The following is an 18,720-nucleotide window of genomic DNA, read 5'->3' on the forward strand; positions in this document are numbered from 1 at the left end:
TTTTTATGATAATTACATACTATTTATTTTAAAGAAGAAGAATCGTATACCAATACCTTATTCCATAAATCTTTATTTTCTGCAATAAATTTTTTGTGAATAGGAGCCACCTGGTAGTTATCATGAGCTTCTTTGGATTCAAAAGTGATTACCACACAATAGGTAAAGGAAGCATCAACAACAGGGCGTTTTTCCGTGTTGGCGGGTGTTCCAAAGTGACTTGAGGTAATAAATTCACAACCATTTAAAAGTTCTTTTACTCCTTTTTCAAAAGTTTTCCTTTCCTCTTTATTATCTGGATTGTTTAACCAAAATAGTACAGTGTGTACTAGTTTCCCGTCTATGGTTTTAGTTGGTTTTGTTGTTGATTCATCTTGTTGTGCAAAACTAAATGAGGAAATTAGAAGTGCTGCAAGAATTAGATAACGTTTCATAAATCAATGTGCTTTAGTTAATGTGTTACCGATGTGGTATATATAAGAGTTGTTTCTGTTTAAAATATAGACGGTTTTACTCCGATTTATAAGGGATTTTATCTAAGATGTATCGTATGGCCTCAAGACGAGCTTTGGTTTTTCGATCTGCTTCTATAATGATCCAGGGAGAATCTTTGGTATTAGTATGTTCAAACATTTTGACTTTGTATTTGGTGTACTCATCCCAAAGTTCCTGTGCTCGTTCATCGACCTTTGTCATTTTCCATTTTTTCAATGGATTGGATTTGATATCTTTAAAACGATAATCTTGTTCTTCCTTAGTGATCGAAAAATAGAACTTGATGAGGTAGGTGTCAGATTCCATGATCATTCTTTCAAACTCATTGACTTGCCCCATAAAAGTCTCGTACTGTTGTTGTGTGCAAAAACCATTAACAGGCTCTACTACAGCTCTATTATACCAACTACGATCAAAAAAGACAATCTCCCCGGGTTTGGGAAGTTGGTTAACATAGCGTTGAAAATACCATTGTCCTCCTTCTTCTTCGGTTGGTTTTGGCAGAGCAACGATTTTGAAGTGTCTGGGATTAATATGAGCAGTAACTCTTCTGATGGCTCCACCTTTACCTGCAGCATCCCGACCTTCGAATAGAATTACGATCTTTTTGTTATTAGCAATTACCCAGCTTTGTAACTTAACCAACTCGGCTTGTAATTCTTTAAGCTCAATCTCGTACTTGGTCATTCTTAATGCCTTTTCTACATCCGTCTTTTTGTCTGCAAGAAGATATCGCAATCCAATTGGAGAATTGAGGAGTTCTATATCCCTTTCTGAAAGATATAAGGCTTCTGTTTGTTTTGCTTCTTTCATAGGGGATTAAATATCAATTTGTTCAACATATCGATGATACCTCAATATCACATTTGGATCGGGAAATAGCCTGGTTTTGGCTCTGGTCTTACCAGTGTATTCAAATTTGGATAGCACGTAACGCATACTTTCCAGACGAGCTGTTTTTTTACTATTGGTTTTAACGATGATCCAAGGGCTAAAGGTAGTATGTGTTTTAGAGAACATTTGTTCTTTATAGAGCGTGTATTTACTCCATAATTGCTGTCCTTTCATATCTACAGGGCTAAATTTCCAGGCTTTCAAAGGATTTTCTATTCGCGCATCAAATCGTTTTTGTTGTTCTTCTTTGGATATCGAAAACCAGAATTTGATCACAATAACACCATCTTCATAGAGCATATGTTCAAATTCGGGAACCTGCACCATAAACTTATTGTATTGCTTTTTGGTACAAAACCCCATTACTGGCTCTACTACAGCACGGTTATACCAGCTACGATCAAAAAAAACAATTTCTCCTGGGTTTGGTAATTCTTTTATATATCTGCGGAAATACCATTGCCCTTGTTCTTCTTCTGTAGGTTTGGATAATGCAACGATTCGCATAGAACGAGGGTTGAGATGTTCTGTAAACCGTTTAATAGATCCTCCTTTTCCAGCAGCATCTCTTCCTTCAAAAATAATGGCTACCCTCATTTTTTTCTTGGCGATCCATTGCTGAAGGTTTACCAATTCAGCTTGTAAAAACCGTAGTTCTTCTTCATATTGAAACTTGCGCATTATTTTCTGGATATCAATATCCTTTTCCTGGGCAAGTGCTACAAGCTGTTTTCGTTTTTTTATTTGATTAAGTTCCTCGAGGGTGAACATGTTTATTAGGATTTGTTGAAGTTGTATGGTAAATATAGCATTAAGCAAGCTTTGGTACAACCCCCGTGTTGCCTTTTCTGGATTTGAAAAGATAATCGCTTTATAAACAATGTAATGTCTGGAAGGTATTTTCGGAAAAAGAAAGCAGGTACATTTTGATATGTGCCTGCTTCTAAATATTTTTGGGATGATTTTAGCTTACTTTTTCCTGTAAGTACGAAGTTAATCTTTCAAAAGTAGAACCCCAACCGTTGTAGAAGCCCATCTGTTCTTGTTGCTTGCAGTACTCTTCGGTCTCATGAATGACATGAAATGTAAATTGTGTTTTGTCACCAATTTTCTTGAGTAACACTTGCAGTTCGACACCTTCGGTCATCGGTTTGAAATTGGCAGAAGTTCGAATTTTTTGAAGTTCAATGATTTCGATATAAACACCATCTGCAATAAAATCTTTTCCATCGGGCATGGTCATTGCATATTCCCAGGCACCACCTTCTACAAAATTATGCTCAATAATTCTGGTTTTCATTCCTTTTGGTCCCCACCATTGTGCAATATGCTCGGGTTGTGTCCAGGCCTCCCAAACCAATTCGATGGGAGCGTCAAAAGTTTTTTCAATGGTTAACGTTCGGTTGTTAAGATCACTCATTTTTATTATCGTTTTTGGATTTTGCTTGTAGTTGTTTTAAGTAGGCTTCGAAAGAGTCTATTTTTTCTTCCCATAAACTTTGATACTGTTCAACCCATAAGAAGGCTGGGATCAAACTCTTAGGACGAATTAGGCAATAGCGTTCTCGCCCTTGTTGTTGGATGTCAATAATACCACACTCATTAAGAATCTTTAGATGTTTAGATATCGCAGGTCGACTTACATCAAACTGATGAGCTATTTCGTTGATTGATAAGGTTTTTTGTGATAACAATTGAATGATATCACGTCGTACCGGATCGGCAATAGCTTGAAAAACGTCTCTTCTCATAAATATGTTACCGTTTGGTTACAAATATATGTGTAACCATTCGGTTACGCAAATTAATTGTGGGTTAATTTTTGGATTCGAAGTGGAGGTAAGTCAATGATTACAATCCAAGAAGTTGAAGTTTTTTAATTTTATGGTAACGTAAAGCAGCTTTAACGCATTGCTTTAGCTCATTTTCGGGTAGTGGTTCGTTAATTTGAAACACCAGGGCTCTATTTCCTTCAAAATCAAAAGTTTGCTTAAAAACGATTCTGAAAGTAGCCACTAATAGACTTGAACAGTTAAAATACATGGCGTATTGATTTGGAGTTTTTTTCTTCCAATCAATTCTAAGCGTACTTCCATGTTTAGTAATATAGCTTGGTTCTCCCCATTTTAGAGTTTCTTCTAATTCTATTACTTCCTCAGTTTCTTTAGCAGTTTCCAAAATCAACTCACGAAGATTCAGCATTTTATCTTTAATAGTCTCCGGATAATTATCAAAAACGGTTTTTACGTTTTGGGAGGTGTTCAGTTTAAAATCTTTCATGAATTGTTATTTACTAGAAAGGATGTTGTGATTTCAAAAGGATTAAAGATAAAGGTATCTGGTGTCACTGACAACTGTATGTCAGTAGCTAAATTTAATTTTTGGAGAGCTTTATTGAACATAAGGAAGAATTGACATCAGCATGGGAAGAATCATAATGTACCCATGCTTATTCAGGATATACTTTTGTGGTGTACACAATAAACAAAACTTTTAATTAAAAACTATTATGAATAATTCAACTACAAAAGAACAGACAATCAAAGAAAATGTAAGCGCCATATTAAATCTACTTTCAGAAGGTAAATTTCTGGATGCAATGAATGAGTATTTGGCAGATGATGTTATTCTGCGCGAAGGAAATAACGAGCCTAAGGTGGGTAAGGAATTTTGTATTCGTCAAGAAGAAGAATTACTAGCTACGGTTACTGCATTTCATGGATACGAAGTTGTAAGTGGTCCTGCAGTAAAAGGGGATACTTCATTCTATGAAGCGGTAATGAAATTTGATACTGCAGACGGACAAAAACATACTTTCGAACAAGTGGTACGAACAAAATGGAATGATGCAGGGGAAATTATTGAGGAAAGATATTATCATTCTTAAAATCAAAAGATTACAACAAGTGTTTAATGAGATTTAGAACGACCATTACTTTTTCAGTAATGGTCGTTTAGTATATGAATGTCTCTTATTGTTTAAAATAGAATCCAATCTCATTTTACGTTTATATAATTTGATGCTCTCCCGTCAGATTTAGACAAAATTGAAGGTGTACTTTGGTTGAAATGTATTTTAATAGCTTGTAAGCCAAATAATCAACAAATTTAGCTATGTATTTGTTAATTACTTTGTAGGTTGGCTATTTTAATTTTGTAAGTGAAACCTTATATTAGCTGGCATTCTACCCAAAATTTTATGAGTAAGGAAACCAAATATACTGAAGATAATATACGATCCCTCGATTGGAAAGAGCATATCCGTATGCGACCAGGGATGTATATTGGGAAACTGGGAGATGGATCATCTCCAGATGATGGAATTTATATTTTATTGAAAGAGGTACTCGACAATTCGATTGACGAATATGTGATGGGTGCTGGTAAGACCATTGAAATTTCGATACAAGGAGATAAAGTGATTGTAAGAGATTACGGTCGTGGTATTCCTCTAGGTAAAGTAGTGGATGTGGTTTCCAAAATGAATACAGGGGGTAAGTATGACTCCAGAGCCTTCAAAAAGTCTGTTGGATTAAATGGGGTAGGTACCAAGGCAGTAAATGCGTTGTCTACTTATTTCCGTGTTGAATCTACTCGTGATGGGAAATCAGCTTCAGCAGAGTTTGAGAAAGGAAATCTTACCAATCAGGATACGCTAGAAGAAACTTCTAGAAGACGAGGAACCAAAGTATCGTTTGTTCCAGATGATTCTATTTTTAAGCATTACAAATATCGTACAGAGTATGTAAGCAAAATGCTTAAAAACTATGTGTATCTTAATCCTGGTTTAACCATTATCTTCAATGGGGAAAAGTTCATTTCTGAAAATGGGTTAAAAGACCTTCTTTCAGACAATATCAATCAAGAAGATCGCTTATATGATATCGTTCACTTAAAAGGAGATGATATCGAAGTGGCGATTACGCATAGTAAAACGCAGTATAGCGAGGAGTATCATTCGTTCGTAAACGGTCAACATACCACACAAGGAGGAACGCATCAAGCTGCTTTTCGTGAAGCCGTTGTAAAGACCGTTAGAGAGTTCTATGGTAAAAACTATGAGGCCAGCGATATTCGTAAATCGATTGTAGCTGCCATCAGTATCAAAGTAATGGAACCCGTTTTTGAGAGTCAAACCAAAACAAAATTGGGATCTACAGAGATGGGAGATGGTTTGCCCACCGTACGAACATACATTAATGATTTCGTAAAGAATAAACTGGATAATTTCTTACATAAGAATCAGGCTACTGCAGAGAGTTTACAACGTAAGATTTTACAAGCAGAACGGGAAAGAAAAGACCTTTCTGGAATCCGAAAATTAGCTCGTGAAAGAGCAAAAAAGGCAAGTTTACACAACAAAAAACTCAGAGATTGTCGTGTACACCTAAGTGATAGTAAGAAAGAGAGAAATTTGGAGAGTACGCTATTCATTACCGAGGGAGACTCGGCGAGTGGATCGATTACCAAATCCAGAGATGTAAATACGCAGGCAGTTTTTAGTTTACGAGGGAAACCTTTGAATAGCTATAACATGAGCAAAAAGATTGTGTATGAAAATGAGGAATTCAATCTTTTACAAGCTGCCTTAAATATAGAAGAGTCTTTAGAAGATCTGCGATATAACAACATAGTGATCGCAACCGATGCCGATGTCGATGGAATGCACATTCGATTACTATTGATCACGTTCTTTTTGCAATTTTTCCCCGAAGTGATCAAAGAAGGTCACCTTTATATTTTACAAACACCGCTATTTCGGGTAAGAAATAAAAAAGAAACCATCTATTGCTATTCTGAACAAGAACGAAGAGATGCAATTAATAAATTATCAGGAAAACCTGAAATCACACGATTTAAGGGACTTGGTGAAATTTCTCCAGATGAATTCAAACATTTTATAGGAGATGATATGCGTTTGGATCCGGTGATGCTGGATAAAGAGAAGTCTATAGAAGAGCTATTGTCATTTTACATGGGGAAAAACACTCCGCAAAGACAAGAGTTCATTATCGACAATTTGAAAGTAGAATTAGACGCAGTAGAGGAAGAATTATAATAGTTTAAGCGCCCCTTAGGATAAATATGGATTTGGAAAACGAAAACGAAGAACTACATCACGAATCAACTCCCGAAGATCACCAACCACAAGAGGTGATCACTAAGGTTACAGGAATGTATAAAGACTGGTTTTTGGATTATGCCTCGTATGTAATCCTGGAACGTGCGGTACCCGCTATAGAAGATGGTTTAAAACCGGTACAACGCCGTATCCTGCATTCTATGAAGGATTTGGATGATGGACGATATAATAAGGTCGCTAACATCGTAGGGCATACCATGCAATATCACCCTCACGGTGATGCCAGTATCTCTGATGCCATGGTGCAAATAGGTCAAAAAGATCTATTGATCGATATGCAAGGAAACTGGGGTAATATCCTTACTGGGGATAGAGCAGCAGCCTCGAGATATATCGAAGCGCGTTTGTCTAAGTTTGCCTTGGATGTAGTGTATAATCCCAAGGTAACCGATTGGCAGTTATCTTATGATGGAAGAAAAAAGGAACCCATTAATTTACCGGTTAAGTTTCCACTATTGTTAGCGCAGGGAGCAGAAGGTATTGCCGTTGGATTAAGTACCAAGATACTTCCTCATAACTTTATCGAGCTTATCGATGCTTCGGTAAAACATCTGCAAGGAAAACGATTTACGATACTGCCTGATTTTCCTACCTCTGGTATTGCCGATTGCACGAATTATAATGATGGTAATAGAGGCGGTAAAGTTAGAGTACGAGCAAAAATTGCGCAACAAGACAAAAATACATTGGTGATTTCTGAGATTCCTTTCTCAACGACCACCACAAGTTTGATTGATTCTATCCTGAAAGCAAATGAAAAAGGAAAGATCAAGATCAAGAAAATAGAAGATAATACTGCAGCAGAGGTGGAGATCTTAGTGCATCTTCCTTCGGGTATTTCTCCTGATAAAACTATTGATGCACTATATGCATTTACCAATTGTGAGGTTTCCATTTCTCCTCTTGGGTGTGTGATCGAGGAGAACAAACCAAATTTCATTGGTGTTTCCGAGATGCTTCGCCGTTCTACCGACAATACGGTAGAATTACTAAAAAAAGAGCTCGAAATACAGTTAAACGAGCTTCAGGAGCAATGGCATTTTGCTTCTCTAGAAAGAATTTTCATCGAAAATCGAATTTATCGGGATATTGAAGAGGTAGAAACCTGGGAAGGAGTGATAGAGGCGATCGATAAAGGGTTAAAACCGCATATCAAACACCTAAAGCGTGCTGTAACCGAGGAAGATATTGTGCGATTAACAGAAATACGAATCAAGCGTATTTCTAAGTTCGATATTGATAAAGCACAACAAAAAATTGAGGCCCTAGAAGATGATATCGCCAGTGTAAAGCATAATTTGGAGCATCTTATCGAATATGCTATAGATTACTTCAAACGATTAAAATCCACTTACGGAAAAGGTAAAGAGCGTAAAACAGAGCTTAAGATTTTTGATGATATAGAAGCTACCAAGGTAGTAATCAGAAATACCAAGCTTTATGTAAATCGTGAAGAAGGATTTGTGGGTACGTCATTACGACGAGATGAATATGTAACCGATTGTTCGGATATTGATGATATTATCTGTTTTACTGCAGAAGGTAAGATGATGGTTACCAAGGTAGATTCTAAAACCTTTATTGGTAAAAACATTATCCATGTTGCCGTATTCAAAAAGAAGGATAAACGTACCATTTACAATATGATTTATCAAGATGGTAGAGGAGGAGCTTCGTTTGTAAAACGATTTGCGGTAACGGCAGTAACACGTGATAAAGAGTACGATCTTACCCAAGGGAAAAAGAGCTCAAAAGTCACTTATTTTTCTGCTAACCCTAATGGCGAAGCCGAAGTAATTACTATTTTGCTACGTCAGGCTGGGAGTATCAAAAAACTAAAGTTTGATCTGGATTTTTCTGATTTACTAATAAAAGGTAGAGGAGTAAAGGGGAATATTGTTACCAAGTATAATATTAAACGAGTAGAGCTAAAAGAAGCAGGAGTATCAACATTGAAGCCGCGTAAGATTTGGTTTGATGATACGGTGCAACGATTGAATGTTGATGGAAGAGGAGAGCTTCTGGGAGAGTTTAAAGGAGAAGATCGCCTGTTGATCATCGATCAAAAAGGTGGAGTAAAAACTTTGATTCCTGAGATGAGCTTGCATTTTAATACAGATATGATTGTGTTGGAAAAATGGAAACCTAAAAAACCAATTTCAGCAATCTATTGGGATGGAGAAAAAGAGCGTTACTATGTGAAGCGATTTGTGATTGAAAACCCTGAAAAAGAAGAGTCGTTTATCACAGATCATCCTAAATCATTTTTGGAAGTAGTATCTACAGATTATAGACCTTTGGCCGAAATTGTTTTTACCAAAATAAGAGGGAAAGAGCAACGTCCTAATGAAGAGGTAAATCTAGAAGAGTTTATTGCAATAAAAGGGATAAAAGCACTTGGTAATCAATTGACTACTCATAAAGTACGACAAATAAATCTATTGGATTCGTTACCTTATGAAGAGCCAGAACCACTTCCTGCAGAAGAAATTGAGGTTGTTGAAGAAGAAAATGTATCTCCCGAGAATGGAGGACAGACTGCAGACACTACATCCAGCAATTCTGAGGCAAAAAATACTGAAGAACCTGAAGAAGGGGAACAAGGTAGTTTATTCTAAGCTTTTATTTTGGTAAGAGTAGGCTTTATGTCCAATACTCAATAACAGATTGAAAGAAAGATACTAGTTGTCAACACTTTATAATTTCTTTACATATTTGGTAAGAATTACAATGTTTTGACCGTTTACTTTGCCTTCTAGATGTTCTTCGTTGTCGTGTACCAGGGTAATGTTACGTACTGCTGTGCCTCGTTTTGCTGTAAAATTGGCGCCTTTAACGTTTAAATCTTTAATCAGTACTACATTGTCTCCTGCTTGTAACAGCGCTCCGTTTGCATCGATATGTTTTATAGCATCTTCATTTTCATCTCCTTCTCCAGTTGCTTTTGCCCATTGCAAAGTGTCATCATCCAGATATAGCATGTCCAGTAAGTCTTGTGGCCAACCTTCGGCTTTAATTCTATGTAACATTCTCCATGCAACTACTTGCACTGCAGGGACCTCACTCCACATACTTTCGTTTAGACATCTCCAGTGATTAGGATCTATCTTTTCTGGGTTTTCTATCTGTTCTAAACAAGTTTTAGAGATCAGAATATGACTTTCTATTCCGTTTCCAGGGGATTTAGGAACTTGATATACCATTAGATTTTCGGTATCACCAGATAATTCACATTTTTGCTGACTACGTTTTTGCAATGTTCTCTCTAAACTCATATCGTGCAGAATTCTTTTTTTAATGCCTACAAAAATGCGATTTTTTGGGGGATAAAAGAAAGCAGACCGATGGTTTATTCTATGTTGGTAGTAGAAGTAGAGGTTATCGTTTGTTGTTTAGTATAATAATATCCAATAGCCACAATACCTACAATTTCCGTAGCTACAGAAAATATTGAGCCTTCAAACCCAAAAGCACCTCCGTTGAGCAAGTTGTTTTCAATGATTTGAGTCTGGATTATAGAGTATGTGTCTAAACCGCTTACATTAAAACCAAAATGCGTTTGAAAAAAGTTCCAACTAAAATGTAATGCAATAGGAAACCATAGGTTTTTGGTATGAATGTATGAGATCCCCAGGAGTATGCCAGCTAGAAATATAACTAGAAGACTGAACCAGCTAATATTGGGGTTAAACCCATGTAATAAAGCAAAAATGGCTGAAGATAGAATAAGTGCAACATACTTGTTGAAAGAAACCATAAAATTTCTGAGTACATATCCCCGTAATAGCACTTCTTCAACTACTGCTACAATCAAAAAAATCAAAATAGAAATAAAAAGCTCTCTAATTGAAAACGTCAATTTTACGAACTCAATTTCATTGAGAAGTAATAAGGTGATATAAGCTACTCCCATAATAACAGCACCTGCTATAATTCCAACAATAAATTCTTTACCTCTATTTTTTATCTGAAAACCAAGGGTAACAAACTTTTCTTTGTCTACAAATCTCATAAAAACCCATAACAGTAAGAAGTTACCCAGGAGATTAAAAAGAGAAGTGATTAATTGTTGTTCTGAAGATGTTATAGGATCTGAGTCACTTATTTTAATACCTGCTATCAAAGAACCTAAGAGCTGAAAACCTCCAACTATAAAGAAATAGGGGATGATTAATAACAGGACTCGTATCCACCCCATGTGTTTGTTTTCCATAGATCACTTATAAGATTTATGATCACTAAAATAGAAATAATTTTATGGCTTATATAGAATTTATTGGTTAACAGTTCGTTCTACAAAATCTTTAAACTGATCCAGCCACTTTTGTATATACTTTTTGGATAATCCGGGCATTAAGAAGGCTATTAACTTGGGTACAAACCCTTTAAATTTGGTATAGTGGACTAGATAATCCATTCTTGTAGAATTATGAGAAAGCGCCTTGAAACTGCAGGTAACAGCATTATCCATGTGCTTGTGTTCGTAGGTACCGCTGAATTCTTTGGGAAGATTCTTTGCAGTAATGGTCTCTATGAGCTGCATTTCCCGTTTTCCATGTTTGTAAGTGAGTAAGGATTTGGCTCCTGGGGTTCCAGGTGTTCCACTTAGCGGTTCAAAACTTATAAAACCGTCTTGCCATTCTTTTAGGTGATCTGGATTATCAAAAAGCTGAATGACTTGGTCTATTGGGGCATCTATTACTACACTACATGTAAATTTCATAGGGATTAGGTTTAATAGATGATCTTATAAATATAGGTAAAAAAAACACGGTTTGTAACTTTCAAACCGTGTTCATCATATCTAGGAAGAATGTATTTGTTTAAAAACCAGCATATTTGTTAGCATTCTCCAAGACTTTCGAAAAATCGTAGTAGTCACTTAAAGATTTATTGTCTACATGCTCTATAAGGGAATAGTTTCGTTTAATATATGCATTTGTAAAATCGTCAATTCTGAAATTGAGTAATTTTGCTTCCATAAGATCCCTTTTCCAAGCTTTTCTTTGTGACCTTTTCATAGTGCCGTCTTGAATCATCTTATCGTATGCTATAATTTTGAGAGATAATTCTTTGCATCGTGCGATCATCGCTTCATATTCCTCTACGGGGTAGGTAGGTTGGTCTCTTTCGACCTTGGGTGTTTCTTCAAATTGTTGTACTTCAATGGTAATATTAGTGAGTTTTGTTGTAGCAATTTGTTGATTTTCTTGAGCTTGCAAGCCCATAGTGGTAAGCCATAAAATGGCAAATAGTGTGTGAGTTTTCATATTTCGGGGTGATTTTAAAATTCAACCAAAATGTTTTGTGATTGGATCTAAAGTAAATTTTAACAAGAAGAATCTACAATTGATCCATTTAACAATCACTCACTTTTCGTTGAAATTCATTTTTGATAGATTAAATGTTTACTAAAGAAGAAAACGAATCTTTCATCTAGTTTATTGCAGGATTTAAAAAATTTGTAGGAATTTACACTTAAATTAACACGTGTTATGTGTGTAATAGATTACAAAATTACGTAGGTAATAAAGTACAAATATCACTAATAATTGAGTGAAGTATAGTTATTTAACCTATTTTGTTGGGTAATGAATTGTTTAGTACTTAATAAGAATATAGTTGTATTCTAAAAAGATTAGACACGTTGCTTTTTTCTAATTTTAAAGTTTAGGAACTCTACAAACAAAGAAAAAGCAATGGTGAAATAGAGATACCCTTTAGGAATAGTTCCCACTTCGGTATCAAATATTTTAAAATGTGCTAGGTGAGCAGCTTCTGCAATAAGCATAAAACCAATAAGTATTAGAAAAGAAAGCCCTAAGATTTGAATTGATGGGTGTTTGTTTACAAATCTTCCCACAGGAGCGGCGAAGAGCATCATGATTAAAACTGAAATCACCACGGCTACAATCATAATAATTAATGCATCATTGGGATTTTCGCTTAAACCATTTGTCATTCCTACTGCGGTAAGAATAGAATCAAAAGAAAAAACGATATTGATCAATGTGATTTGTAGAATTGCTTTTGAAAGCGTAGAAGAACTCTTGGCCTGGATTTCTTTTTCTTCTTCTCCTTTTTCTTCTACTTTTTCATGAATTTCATGAACACTCTTGTATAAGAGAAAAATACCACCCCCAAACAATATTAATGCTTGTCCGCTAATACCTGCTTCGACCCATGGCAAATTGATATGCCAGAATGGGGCTTCCATGGCTACAAGAAGTGAAATACCGAATAGCAATACGATTCGCATAATCATGGCCAACAATAAACCAATATTGGTTGCTTTTTTTTGCTGTTGATCTGGAAGCTTACTTGAGGCTAACGAAATAAAAATAATATTATCGATACCTAATACAATTTCTAAAAAGGTAAGTGTTAGTAATGCAACCCATGCATCTGCAGAAGCGAAAATTTCAAACATCTTATTTTATTTTTTTGGCAGTTCCTTTTTGCTTGTTGGCACTACCCACTAATCCGTACTCAAAAGTATAGATATCACCATCTGTAGATAATATTTTCATGTGGATTGATTTTTCTTCAGACATACTCTTAGGATGTAATTTTTTGACGATGTACTCGCAGTCATTAATCCATCGGATAGTTGCCGTATCACTTTTCCCTCTGAAATAATCTATCTCGATAGAATCATTTCTAACAAATGTGGTTTTTGCTAGTTCTCCATCGAGAAGGGTTTCGAACTCAAATGTCCCAGTATGAAATTCTGTACAATTTCGTTCTTGTTGATAACACCCGGTAAAGAGTAAGCCGCAGAAAAGTGTAAAAAGAAAGTACTTCATAGTTTGGTTTAACTAAAAGCGAAAATAAATTTATTTCCAGAAAGTTAATAGTAAGCACTAAAAAAATATCAAGATTTTTTTGTGGTATATGATCTAAAGGAACCATCATTGTAGAAAATGACAATTCTTTCAATTTTTTCCTCATCATAGGTAATCTTACGAATTGCTTCCTGAGAAGTTTGAGGTATAGGAGTAGGGGTTTCATTTTCTTGAACGGGAGCAGGTGTGTGTTGCGAAAATAAATCCTGATCTTCTTTATCAATAGGAAGTGGAGTAGGTTGTATTTTTTCCTGAGGAGGTGTTGCTGTTACCAATTGTTTTTCCTGTACAATTTCTTCTGATTTAGGAAAGCTCCCTTTTCCATATAATAACCATTGCATATCCACATCACTATACGCTTCAGTTATTTTCATAACAAAGTCAAGACTGGGTTTATTTCGTCCACTAAGGATATGTGATATAGACGAACGTCCTACACCCATATAATCTGCAAAAGATGAGGCGGATACACCATAATGATCCATTATTTTTTGGATTCTTATACCAAAATCTTTGTTGTTTACCATTGTAAACGAATAGAAGGTTAATATTGTGTTACAAAGGTAAACAATTTAATGAAATTCTCCTAGTTACATTTGTAAACAGTGATTATTGAATAATAAAGTGATTATTTAGATTATTATTCTTAATTATCTGATTAACAATAATTTAATTTAATATATAAATATTTAAAACATTGATTGTTAATAACTAAAATACAATTGGAAACTGTACAAATATAATTGATTACAATCGTAAACAAACTAAATAATTTCACATGTTTACAAATGTAACTTGACGGTATTTACAATTGTAAATTAGTTGTTGGTTTACAGATGTAAATAATAATTTGTTTTGTTATGAATCTTCAATAAACTATACTAATTTCGTGGCATATAATTAGATATGAGCAACATTGATAGATTAGAAAATTGGTTCTTACAACACAAAGAAACTTCCTTATTTGGACGTTATATTTCTTATGATCATATAGCCCCTATTTTAGATAGACACGCTTCTAAAATGAAAATTGAAGTTATAGGTGAATCTGAAAACAATGCACCTATTCATTTAATTACTTTGGGTACTGGCCCCAAAAAACTATTATACTGGTCTCAAATGCATGGCAATGAAAGTACGACTACAAAAGCGGTGTTTGATGTCCTTAACTTTCTAAATGATGCTAAAGAACCTTCGGTAAAGGAACTCTTAGAATCCTGTACGCTCTATATTATTCCTATATTAAGTCCGGATGGAGCTAAGGCATATACGAGGTTAAACTACAATCAAGTAGATCTTAATAGGGATGCTCAAGCAAAAACACAAAAGGAAAGTGTTGTATTAAATAAGATTATCAGCCAGATTCAACCAGATGTAGCTTTTAATCTACATGGGCAACGAACTATCTTCAGTGCAGGAGAAACTAATCATACAGCTACAGTGTCTTTTTTATCCCCAGCAGGTGATCCAGAGCGAACCATTACTGCTAGCCGAAAAATAGGTATGGAGATCATCGCTCATATGAATGGTATTCTTCAACAGCATATTCCTGACCAAGTGGGGCGTTATGATGATGGGTTTAATATCAATTGTATAGGAGATACTTTAGAGTCTCTAGGGATTCCAACTATTCTTTTTGAAGCTGGTCATTATAAAGAGGATTATGATCGCGAGCATACTCGCAAATATATATTCTATGCATTAGTCAGTTCTTTAGAGTATCTAGCTAGTACATCAGTGACTGGAGCTTATTATCAAGACTATTTTTCAATTCCTGAAAATGGAAAATGTTTTTACGATATTATCATTCGAGATGTCCTTTTAAAGGATAAAAATGTAGATATAGCGATTCAATTCTCTGAAAAATTAGAGGAAAATACTGTCAAATTTGTACCTAAAATTGTTAAAATTGATGATTTACGAAAATTTTATGGTCATCGCGAAATAGAGGGTAAAAAGAGAGTAATTCGTCACGAAAACGTTACAGTAGAGATAGTTCCAGAGGTTGAGATGTTAAAATTTCACCTAGATTCTGAATTATTCTCAATAGAATTGACAAAAAGGTGAATTAAAATGTGTGAAAACTGTATTTTTCTGTTATTTTTGCAATGTAAATAATCGGGAAAAATATTAAATTGTTACTATGGCAAAGTTCAAATTAGACGAAGTTGACCACCAAATTCTGGATATGTTGATTGAAAATACACGTACTCCATTTACTGATATCGCAAAGAAATTGTTGATATCCGCAGGTACCGTTCACGTACGTGTTAAAAAAATGGAAGAAGCTGGAATTATCGAGGGGTCTTCTCTAACATTAGACTATAAAAAATTAGGATATTCTTTTATAGCTTATGTAGGTATTTATCTTCAAAACACTTCTCAAACCAAATTTGTTTTGGAGCGCATTAACGAAATACCATATGTTACTGTAGCGCATATTACTACAGGAAAATTCAACATCTTTTGTAAAGTAAGAGCAAAAGACACTAACCACGCGAAAGAAATTATTTTTAAACTAGATGATATCGATGGTGTATATCGTACAGAGACCATGATTTCTTTAGAAGAAAGCATCAATGATAAGAAACGCTTAATGCATTCTATTTTTCAGGAATTGTAAAGGGTTTCTCTTTCTTAATAGTATAAGCCCTTTGAGACTAGATCTTAGAGGGCTTTTTAATTTTTGTTAACCACAACCATTTTACCACCACAACAATGGCTAGAAAACCAAAAATCGAACGTTTTAATGAGAACGTTCTAGCAAAGTATCAGATATACAATAGTATATTCATGACCTTGCCTTTTGATACGATTACCAATACCGGAGTATTACTACCACTTTTTAAGGACGTTTGCGAAAAGGGCTACGAGCTTCATAAGAATCCTACAGAAATTGTAGAAAAGTTTTTTGCACAATATCAGGATAATCCTTCTGAAAAAGATAAACATGATCTTTTGTTCCGTTTTATTCAATACATAGAGCGACAAGTAGTATTGTTTGATGCAATTGAAGATGCGGCTTTTCCTGTAGTGAATAATATGGACGGTAGGGGAACATTGCGTAGTATCAAAGAAGAAGCGCAAGCAAAAGGACAACTGGAAGAATTGAAAGATTATCTTAGAAGATTCAAAATTCGTCCAACGCTTACGGCACACCCAACTCAATTTTACCCGGGAACTGTTCTTGGGATCATTCATGATTTGGATAGTGCAATACGCGTAAATGATTTGGCAAAAATCAAAAAATTGCTGGCGCAATTGGGGAAGACCGCTTTTTTCAAGAAAGAAAAGCCAACACCCTTTGATGAAGCTGTAAGTTTGATATGGTATTTGGAGAATGTATTTTATCATTCTGCCAGTACCATATATAACTATATTCAGGAGAATATTTTTGAAGGAGAAGAGATGGATAACGATTTGATTAATCTTGGTTTTTGGCCAGGAGGGGATCGAGATGGGAATCCATTTGTTACTACAGAAACTACACTCAAAGTAGCCAAAAGATTGCGCAAAACGATATTGATCAATTACTATCGTGATATGCGTGAATTAAAAAGGCGTATCACTTTTGGAAATCTACAAGAAAAGATCATCAAGTTAGAATCTGCGTTATATGATAATTTTTATTATTCAAAAACTGCAGAGCCATTATCTATAGAAACGTTGCTAAATGGTTTACTAGAGATCAAAGAAGAATTGATTGCAGAGCATCAATCTTTATTTTTGGAAGACCTTCAAGCAATGATCAACAAGGTGAAAGTTTTTGGATTTCATTTTGCAACTTTAGATATAAGACAGGATTCCAGAGTACATCATAAGGTGTTGACAGATATTGTTCAAAAGACCAATGAAGCAGGTTTAGGGATTTTTCCTGAGAATTATGAATCACTTTCAGAAAAAGAGCAAATCAAAGTCCTTTCTGAGGTAAAGGGGAAATTAGATCCATCGATTTTTGAAGAGGACATTACCAGAGCTACGATAGAGTCGATTTATGCGATTCAAACCATTCAGAAAGATAATGGAGAGCGTGCTGCAAATCGATATATCATTAGTAACAATGGAGGTGAGTTAAATGTGATGGAAACCTTTGCTATGATTCGCTTATGTGATTGGCAGCAGCCCACGGTAGATGTGATTCCTCTTTTTGAAACGGTGCCAGACCTTAAAGTAGCGCACACTGTAATGGAGTCGCTGTATAGTAATCCTGTTTATATGGATCACCTAAAACGCAGAGGAATGAAGCAAACGATTATGTTAGGGTTCTCTGATGGTACTAAAGATGGAGGTTATCTGATGGCTAACTGGGGTATTTTCAAAGCAAAAGAGGAACTAACCAAAGTTTCCAGAAAGTATGACGTAGATGTGATCTTCTTTGATGGTCGAGGAGGACCTCCTGCAAGAGGAGGTGGTAATACCAATCAGTTTTATGCTTCTCTAGGTCCAACTATTGAAGATGAACAAATACAAATCACGGTGCAAGGACAAACCATTAGTTCTAATTTTGGAACATTAGATTCTTGTCAATATAACCTGGAGCAATTATTGGGAGCTGGTGTCGAAAACCAATTAACAACCAATGATGCTAATCGTTTTTCTGAAGAGAATAAGAAGACCATGCAAGAATTGGCAGATATCAGTTATCAGACTTATGTAGATTTTAAAAGTCATCCAAAGTTCCTTCCGTATTTAGAGCATATGAGTACCTTAAAGTACTATGGAAAAGCTAATATTGGTAGCCGACCTTCTAAACGAAGCAAAAGTACTACCTTGGATTTTGGAGATTTGAGAGCAATTCCTTTTGTAGGGAGCTGGAGCCAGTTAAAACAAAATGTTCCGGGATTCTATGGGGTAGGAACCGCATTAAAATCTTTTGAAGATCGTGGAGAGTTTGACAAAGTAGTTGCTTTGTATAAGGATTCTGCTTTTTTTAGAGCGTTGATAGCAAATAGTATGATGAGTTTGACTAAGTCATTTTTTGAGCTTACAGCTTATATGAAAGAAGATAGTGAGTATGGGAAGTTTTGGGATATTATCCATGATGAGTTCGAACTCACAAAAAAGCTATTGATGAAATTGACTGGCTATTCTGAATTGATGCAAAACGAACCAGCGGGTAGAGCTTCTATTGATATGCGAGAGAAAATTGTACTTCCGTTACTTACGATACAGCAGTATGCTCTGAAGAAAATTCAGGACATGAATCGTGCTGAAGATGCTGATACTGAATTACGTGAAGTTTACGAAAAAATGGTGACACGCTCACTATTCGGAAATATTAATGCTAGTCGTAACTCTGCATAATGTAATAAAGAACTGTTAAGTTTTTTTAGAAGTGAGGTA

General features: G+C 35.3%; 19 protein-coding genes. 6 read left to right on the plus strand and 13 right to left on the minus strand.

The genetic code is table 11. From position 1 onward, the window contains the following. Positions 1 to 23: 23 nt before the first annotated feature. The 6 genes from AC0L3Q_RS11555 to AC0L3Q_RS11580 form a co-directional block, all read right to left on the minus strand. Positions 24 to 434 (minus strand): Dabb family protein, encoded by a 411-nt coding sequence (locus tag AC0L3Q_RS11555; RefSeq protein ID WP_473286701.1) that lies wholly within the window; start codon positions 432 to 434, stop codon positions 24 to 26. A gap of 76 nt (positions 435 to 510) precedes the next feature. Beyond that, positions 511 to 1,308, minus strand: coding sequence for a polyphosphate kinase 2 (ppk2, locus tag AC0L3Q_RS11560; protein ID WP_473286702.1), 798 nt, complete (start codon positions 1,306 to 1,308; stop codon positions 511 to 513). A 6-nt stretch (positions 1,309 to 1,314) separates the two neighbouring features. Beyond that, entirely contained in the window at positions 1,315 to 2,160 is an 846-nt protein-coding gene (gene ppk2, locus AC0L3Q_RS11565; protein ID WP_073312989.1) for a polyphosphate kinase 2, read from the minus strand. A gap of 193 nt (positions 2,161 to 2,353) precedes the next feature. Then, positions 2,354 to 2,809 carry an SRPBCC family protein gene (locus tag AC0L3Q_RS11570; RefSeq protein WP_473286703.1) on the minus strand — a complete coding sequence of 152 codons (456 nt, stop codon included), beginning with the start codon at positions 2,807 to 2,809 and terminating at the stop codon, positions 2,354 to 2,356. Then, positions 2,802 to 3,140, minus strand: a complete 339-nt coding sequence (locus AC0L3Q_RS11575) for an ArsR/SmtB family transcription factor (RefSeq protein ID WP_073312993.1) — start codon at positions 3,138 to 3,140, stop codon at positions 2,802 to 2,804. The genes AC0L3Q_RS11570 and AC0L3Q_RS11575 overlap by 8 nt, the downstream gene beginning before the upstream one ends. Before the next feature lie 100 nt (positions 3,141 to 3,240). Beyond that, on the minus strand, positions 3,241 to 3,669 hold the full coding sequence (locus AC0L3Q_RS11580; RefSeq protein ID WP_473286704.1) for a DUF1801 domain-containing protein: 429 nt from the start codon (positions 3,667 to 3,669) through the stop codon (positions 3,241 to 3,243). Between the two features lie 229 nt (positions 3,670 to 3,898). On the opposite strand from AC0L3Q_RS11580, the gene AC0L3Q_RS11585 reads away from it, so the two are divergent. The 3 genes from AC0L3Q_RS11585 (at position 3,899) to AC0L3Q_RS11595 (ending at position 9,150) form a co-directional block, all read left to right on the plus strand. Further along, positions 3,899 to 4,276, plus strand: coding sequence for a hypothetical protein (locus tag AC0L3Q_RS11585; RefSeq protein ID WP_473286705.1), 378 nt, complete (start codon positions 3,899 to 3,901; stop codon positions 4,274 to 4,276). 312 nt (positions 4,277 to 4,588) lie between these two features. Continuing rightward, entirely contained in the window at positions 4,589 to 6,448 is a 1,860-nt protein-coding gene (locus AC0L3Q_RS11590; RefSeq protein WP_473286706.1) for a DNA topoisomerase IV subunit B, read from the plus strand. A 26-nt stretch (positions 6,449 to 6,474) separates the two neighbouring features. Then, the gene (locus AC0L3Q_RS11595; RefSeq protein WP_473286707.1) at positions 6,475 to 9,150 is read left to right on the plus strand and encodes a DNA gyrase/topoisomerase IV subunit A; all 2,676 of its coding nucleotides are present in this window, start codon (positions 6,475 to 6,477) and stop codon (positions 9,148 to 9,150) included. Between the two features lie 78 nt (positions 9,151 to 9,228). Here AC0L3Q_RS11595 and AC0L3Q_RS11600 read toward each other — a convergent pair whose 3' ends face one another. The 7 genes from AC0L3Q_RS11600 to AC0L3Q_RS11630 all read right to left on the minus strand — a co-directional run bounded on the left by AC0L3Q_RS11600 (position 9,229) and on the right by AC0L3Q_RS11630 (position 13,904). Then, complete coding sequence (locus AC0L3Q_RS11600; protein WP_473286708.1) at positions 9,229 to 9,807, minus strand: PhnA domain-containing protein; 579 nt, start codon at positions 9,805 to 9,807, stop codon at positions 9,229 to 9,231. A 74-nt stretch (positions 9,808 to 9,881) separates the two neighbouring features. Further along, entirely contained in the window at positions 9,882 to 10,745 is an 864-nt protein-coding gene (locus tag AC0L3Q_RS11605; RefSeq protein WP_473286709.1) for a lysostaphin resistance A-like protein, read from the minus strand. Between the two features lie 60 nt (positions 10,746 to 10,805). Continuing rightward, complete coding sequence (locus AC0L3Q_RS11610; protein ID WP_473286710.1) at positions 10,806 to 11,255, minus strand: SRPBCC family protein; 450 nt, start codon at positions 11,253 to 11,255, stop codon at positions 10,806 to 10,808. Positions 11,256 to 11,355: 100 nt separating this feature from the next. Continuing rightward, positions 11,356 to 11,802 (minus strand): hypothetical protein, encoded by a 447-nt coding sequence (locus tag AC0L3Q_RS11615; protein WP_473286711.1) that lies wholly within the window; start codon positions 11,800 to 11,802, stop codon positions 11,356 to 11,358. Positions 11,803 to 12,170: 368 nt separating this feature from the next. After that, the gene (locus tag AC0L3Q_RS11620) at positions 12,171 to 12,962 is read right to left on the minus strand and encodes a TerC family protein (protein ID WP_473286712.1); all 792 of its coding nucleotides are present in this window, start codon (positions 12,960 to 12,962) and stop codon (positions 12,171 to 12,173) included. Between the two features lies 1 nt (position 12,963). Continuing rightward, a complete protein-coding gene (locus AC0L3Q_RS11625) occupies positions 12,964 to 13,338 on the minus strand; it encodes a DNA topoisomerase IV (RefSeq protein ID WP_073313010.1) in 375 nt (124 codons plus the stop codon). Between the two features lie 68 nt (positions 13,339 to 13,406). Beyond that, on the minus strand, positions 13,407 to 13,904 hold the full coding sequence (locus AC0L3Q_RS11630; protein WP_473286713.1) for a helix-turn-helix domain-containing protein: 498 nt from the start codon (positions 13,902 to 13,904) through the stop codon (positions 13,407 to 13,409). A 379-nt stretch (positions 13,905 to 14,283) separates the two neighbouring features. Here AC0L3Q_RS11630 and AC0L3Q_RS11635 point away from each other — a divergent pair, with 379 nt between their 5' ends. The 3 genes from AC0L3Q_RS11635 to AC0L3Q_RS11645 all read left to right on the plus strand — a co-directional run bounded on the left by AC0L3Q_RS11635 (position 14,284) and on the right by AC0L3Q_RS11645 (position 18,681). After that, positions 14,284 to 15,444: a M14 family zinc carboxypeptidase gene (locus AC0L3Q_RS11635; RefSeq protein ID WP_473286714.1), complete on the plus strand. Its 1,161-nt coding sequence runs from the start codon at positions 14,284 to 14,286 to the stop codon at positions 15,442 to 15,444. A 76-nt stretch (positions 15,445 to 15,520) separates the two neighbouring features. Continuing rightward, the gene (locus AC0L3Q_RS11640) at positions 15,521 to 16,000 is read left to right on the plus strand and encodes an Lrp/AsnC family transcriptional regulator (RefSeq protein WP_073313016.1); all 480 of its coding nucleotides are present in this window, start codon (positions 15,521 to 15,523) and stop codon (positions 15,998 to 16,000) included. Positions 16,001 to 16,095: 95 nt separating this feature from the next. Then, the gene (locus AC0L3Q_RS11645; protein ID WP_473286715.1) at positions 16,096 to 18,681 is read left to right on the plus strand and encodes a phosphoenolpyruvate carboxylase; all 2,586 of its coding nucleotides are present in this window, start codon (positions 16,096 to 16,098) and stop codon (positions 18,679 to 18,681) included. Positions 18,682 to 18,720: the final 39 nt, after the last annotated feature.

The organism is Aquimarina sp. KJ22-3 (assembly GCF_055808215.1).

Excerpts from the sequence above, each read along its gene's own strand:
- AC0L3Q_RS11555 (WP_473286701.1), bottom strand. The coding sequence starts at position 434 with ATGAAACGTTATCTAATTCTTGCAGCACTTCTAATTTCCTCATTTAGT.
- ppk2 (WP_473286702.1), bottom strand. The coding sequence starts at position 1,308 with ATGAAAGAAGCAAAACAAACAGAAGCCTTATATCTTTCAGAAAGGGAT.
- ppk2 (WP_073312989.1), bottom strand. The coding sequence starts at position 2,160 with ATGTTCACCCTCGAGGAACTTAATCAAATAAAAAAACGAAAACAGCTT.
- AC0L3Q_RS11570 (WP_473286703.1), bottom strand. The coding sequence starts at position 2,809 with ATGAGTGATCTTAACAACCGAACGTTAACCATTGAAAAAACTTTTGAC.
- AC0L3Q_RS11575 (WP_073312993.1), bottom strand. The coding sequence starts at position 3,140 with ATGAGAAGAGACGTTTTTCAAGCTATTGCCGATCCGGTACGACGTGAT.
- AC0L3Q_RS11580 (WP_473286704.1), bottom strand. The coding sequence starts at position 3,669 with ATGAAAGATTTTAAACTGAACACCTCCCAAAACGTAAAAACCGTTTTT.
- AC0L3Q_RS11585 (WP_473286705.1), top strand. The coding sequence starts at position 3,899 with ATGAATAATTCAACTACAAAAGAACAGACAATCAAAGAAAATGTAAGC.
- AC0L3Q_RS11590 (WP_473286706.1), top strand. The coding sequence starts at position 4,589 with ATGAGTAAGGAAACCAAATATACTGAAGATAATATACGATCCCTCGAT.
- AC0L3Q_RS11595 (WP_473286707.1), top strand. The coding sequence starts at position 6,475 with ATGGATTTGGAAAACGAAAACGAAGAACTACATCACGAATCAACTCCC.
- AC0L3Q_RS11600 (WP_473286708.1), bottom strand. The coding sequence starts at position 9,807 with ATGAGTTTAGAGAGAACATTGCAAAAACGTAGTCAGCAAAAATGTGAA.
- AC0L3Q_RS11605 (WP_473286709.1), bottom strand. The coding sequence starts at position 10,745 with ATGGAAAACAAACACATGGGGTGGATACGAGTCCTGTTATTAATCATC.
- AC0L3Q_RS11610 (WP_473286710.1), bottom strand. The coding sequence starts at position 11,255 with ATGAAATTTACATGTAGTGTAGTAATAGATGCCCCAATAGACCAAGTC.
- AC0L3Q_RS11615 (WP_473286711.1), bottom strand. The coding sequence starts at position 11,802 with ATGAAAACTCACACACTATTTGCCATTTTATGGCTTACCACTATGGGC.
- AC0L3Q_RS11620 (WP_473286712.1), bottom strand. The coding sequence starts at position 12,962 with ATGTTTGAAATTTTCGCTTCTGCAGATGCATGGGTTGCATTACTAACA.
- AC0L3Q_RS11625 (WP_073313010.1), bottom strand. The coding sequence starts at position 13,338 with ATGAAGTACTTTCTTTTTACACTTTTCTGCGGCTTACTCTTTACCGGG.
- AC0L3Q_RS11630 (WP_473286713.1), bottom strand. The coding sequence starts at position 13,904 with ATGGTAAACAACAAAGATTTTGGTATAAGAATCCAAAAAATAATGGAT.
- AC0L3Q_RS11635 (WP_473286714.1), top strand. The coding sequence starts at position 14,284 with ATGAGCAACATTGATAGATTAGAAAATTGGTTCTTACAACACAAAGAA.
- AC0L3Q_RS11640 (WP_073313016.1), top strand. The coding sequence starts at position 15,521 with ATGGCAAAGTTCAAATTAGACGAAGTTGACCACCAAATTCTGGATATG.
- AC0L3Q_RS11645 (WP_473286715.1), top strand. The coding sequence starts at position 16,096 with ATGGCTAGAAAACCAAAAATCGAACGTTTTAATGAGAACGTTCTAGCA.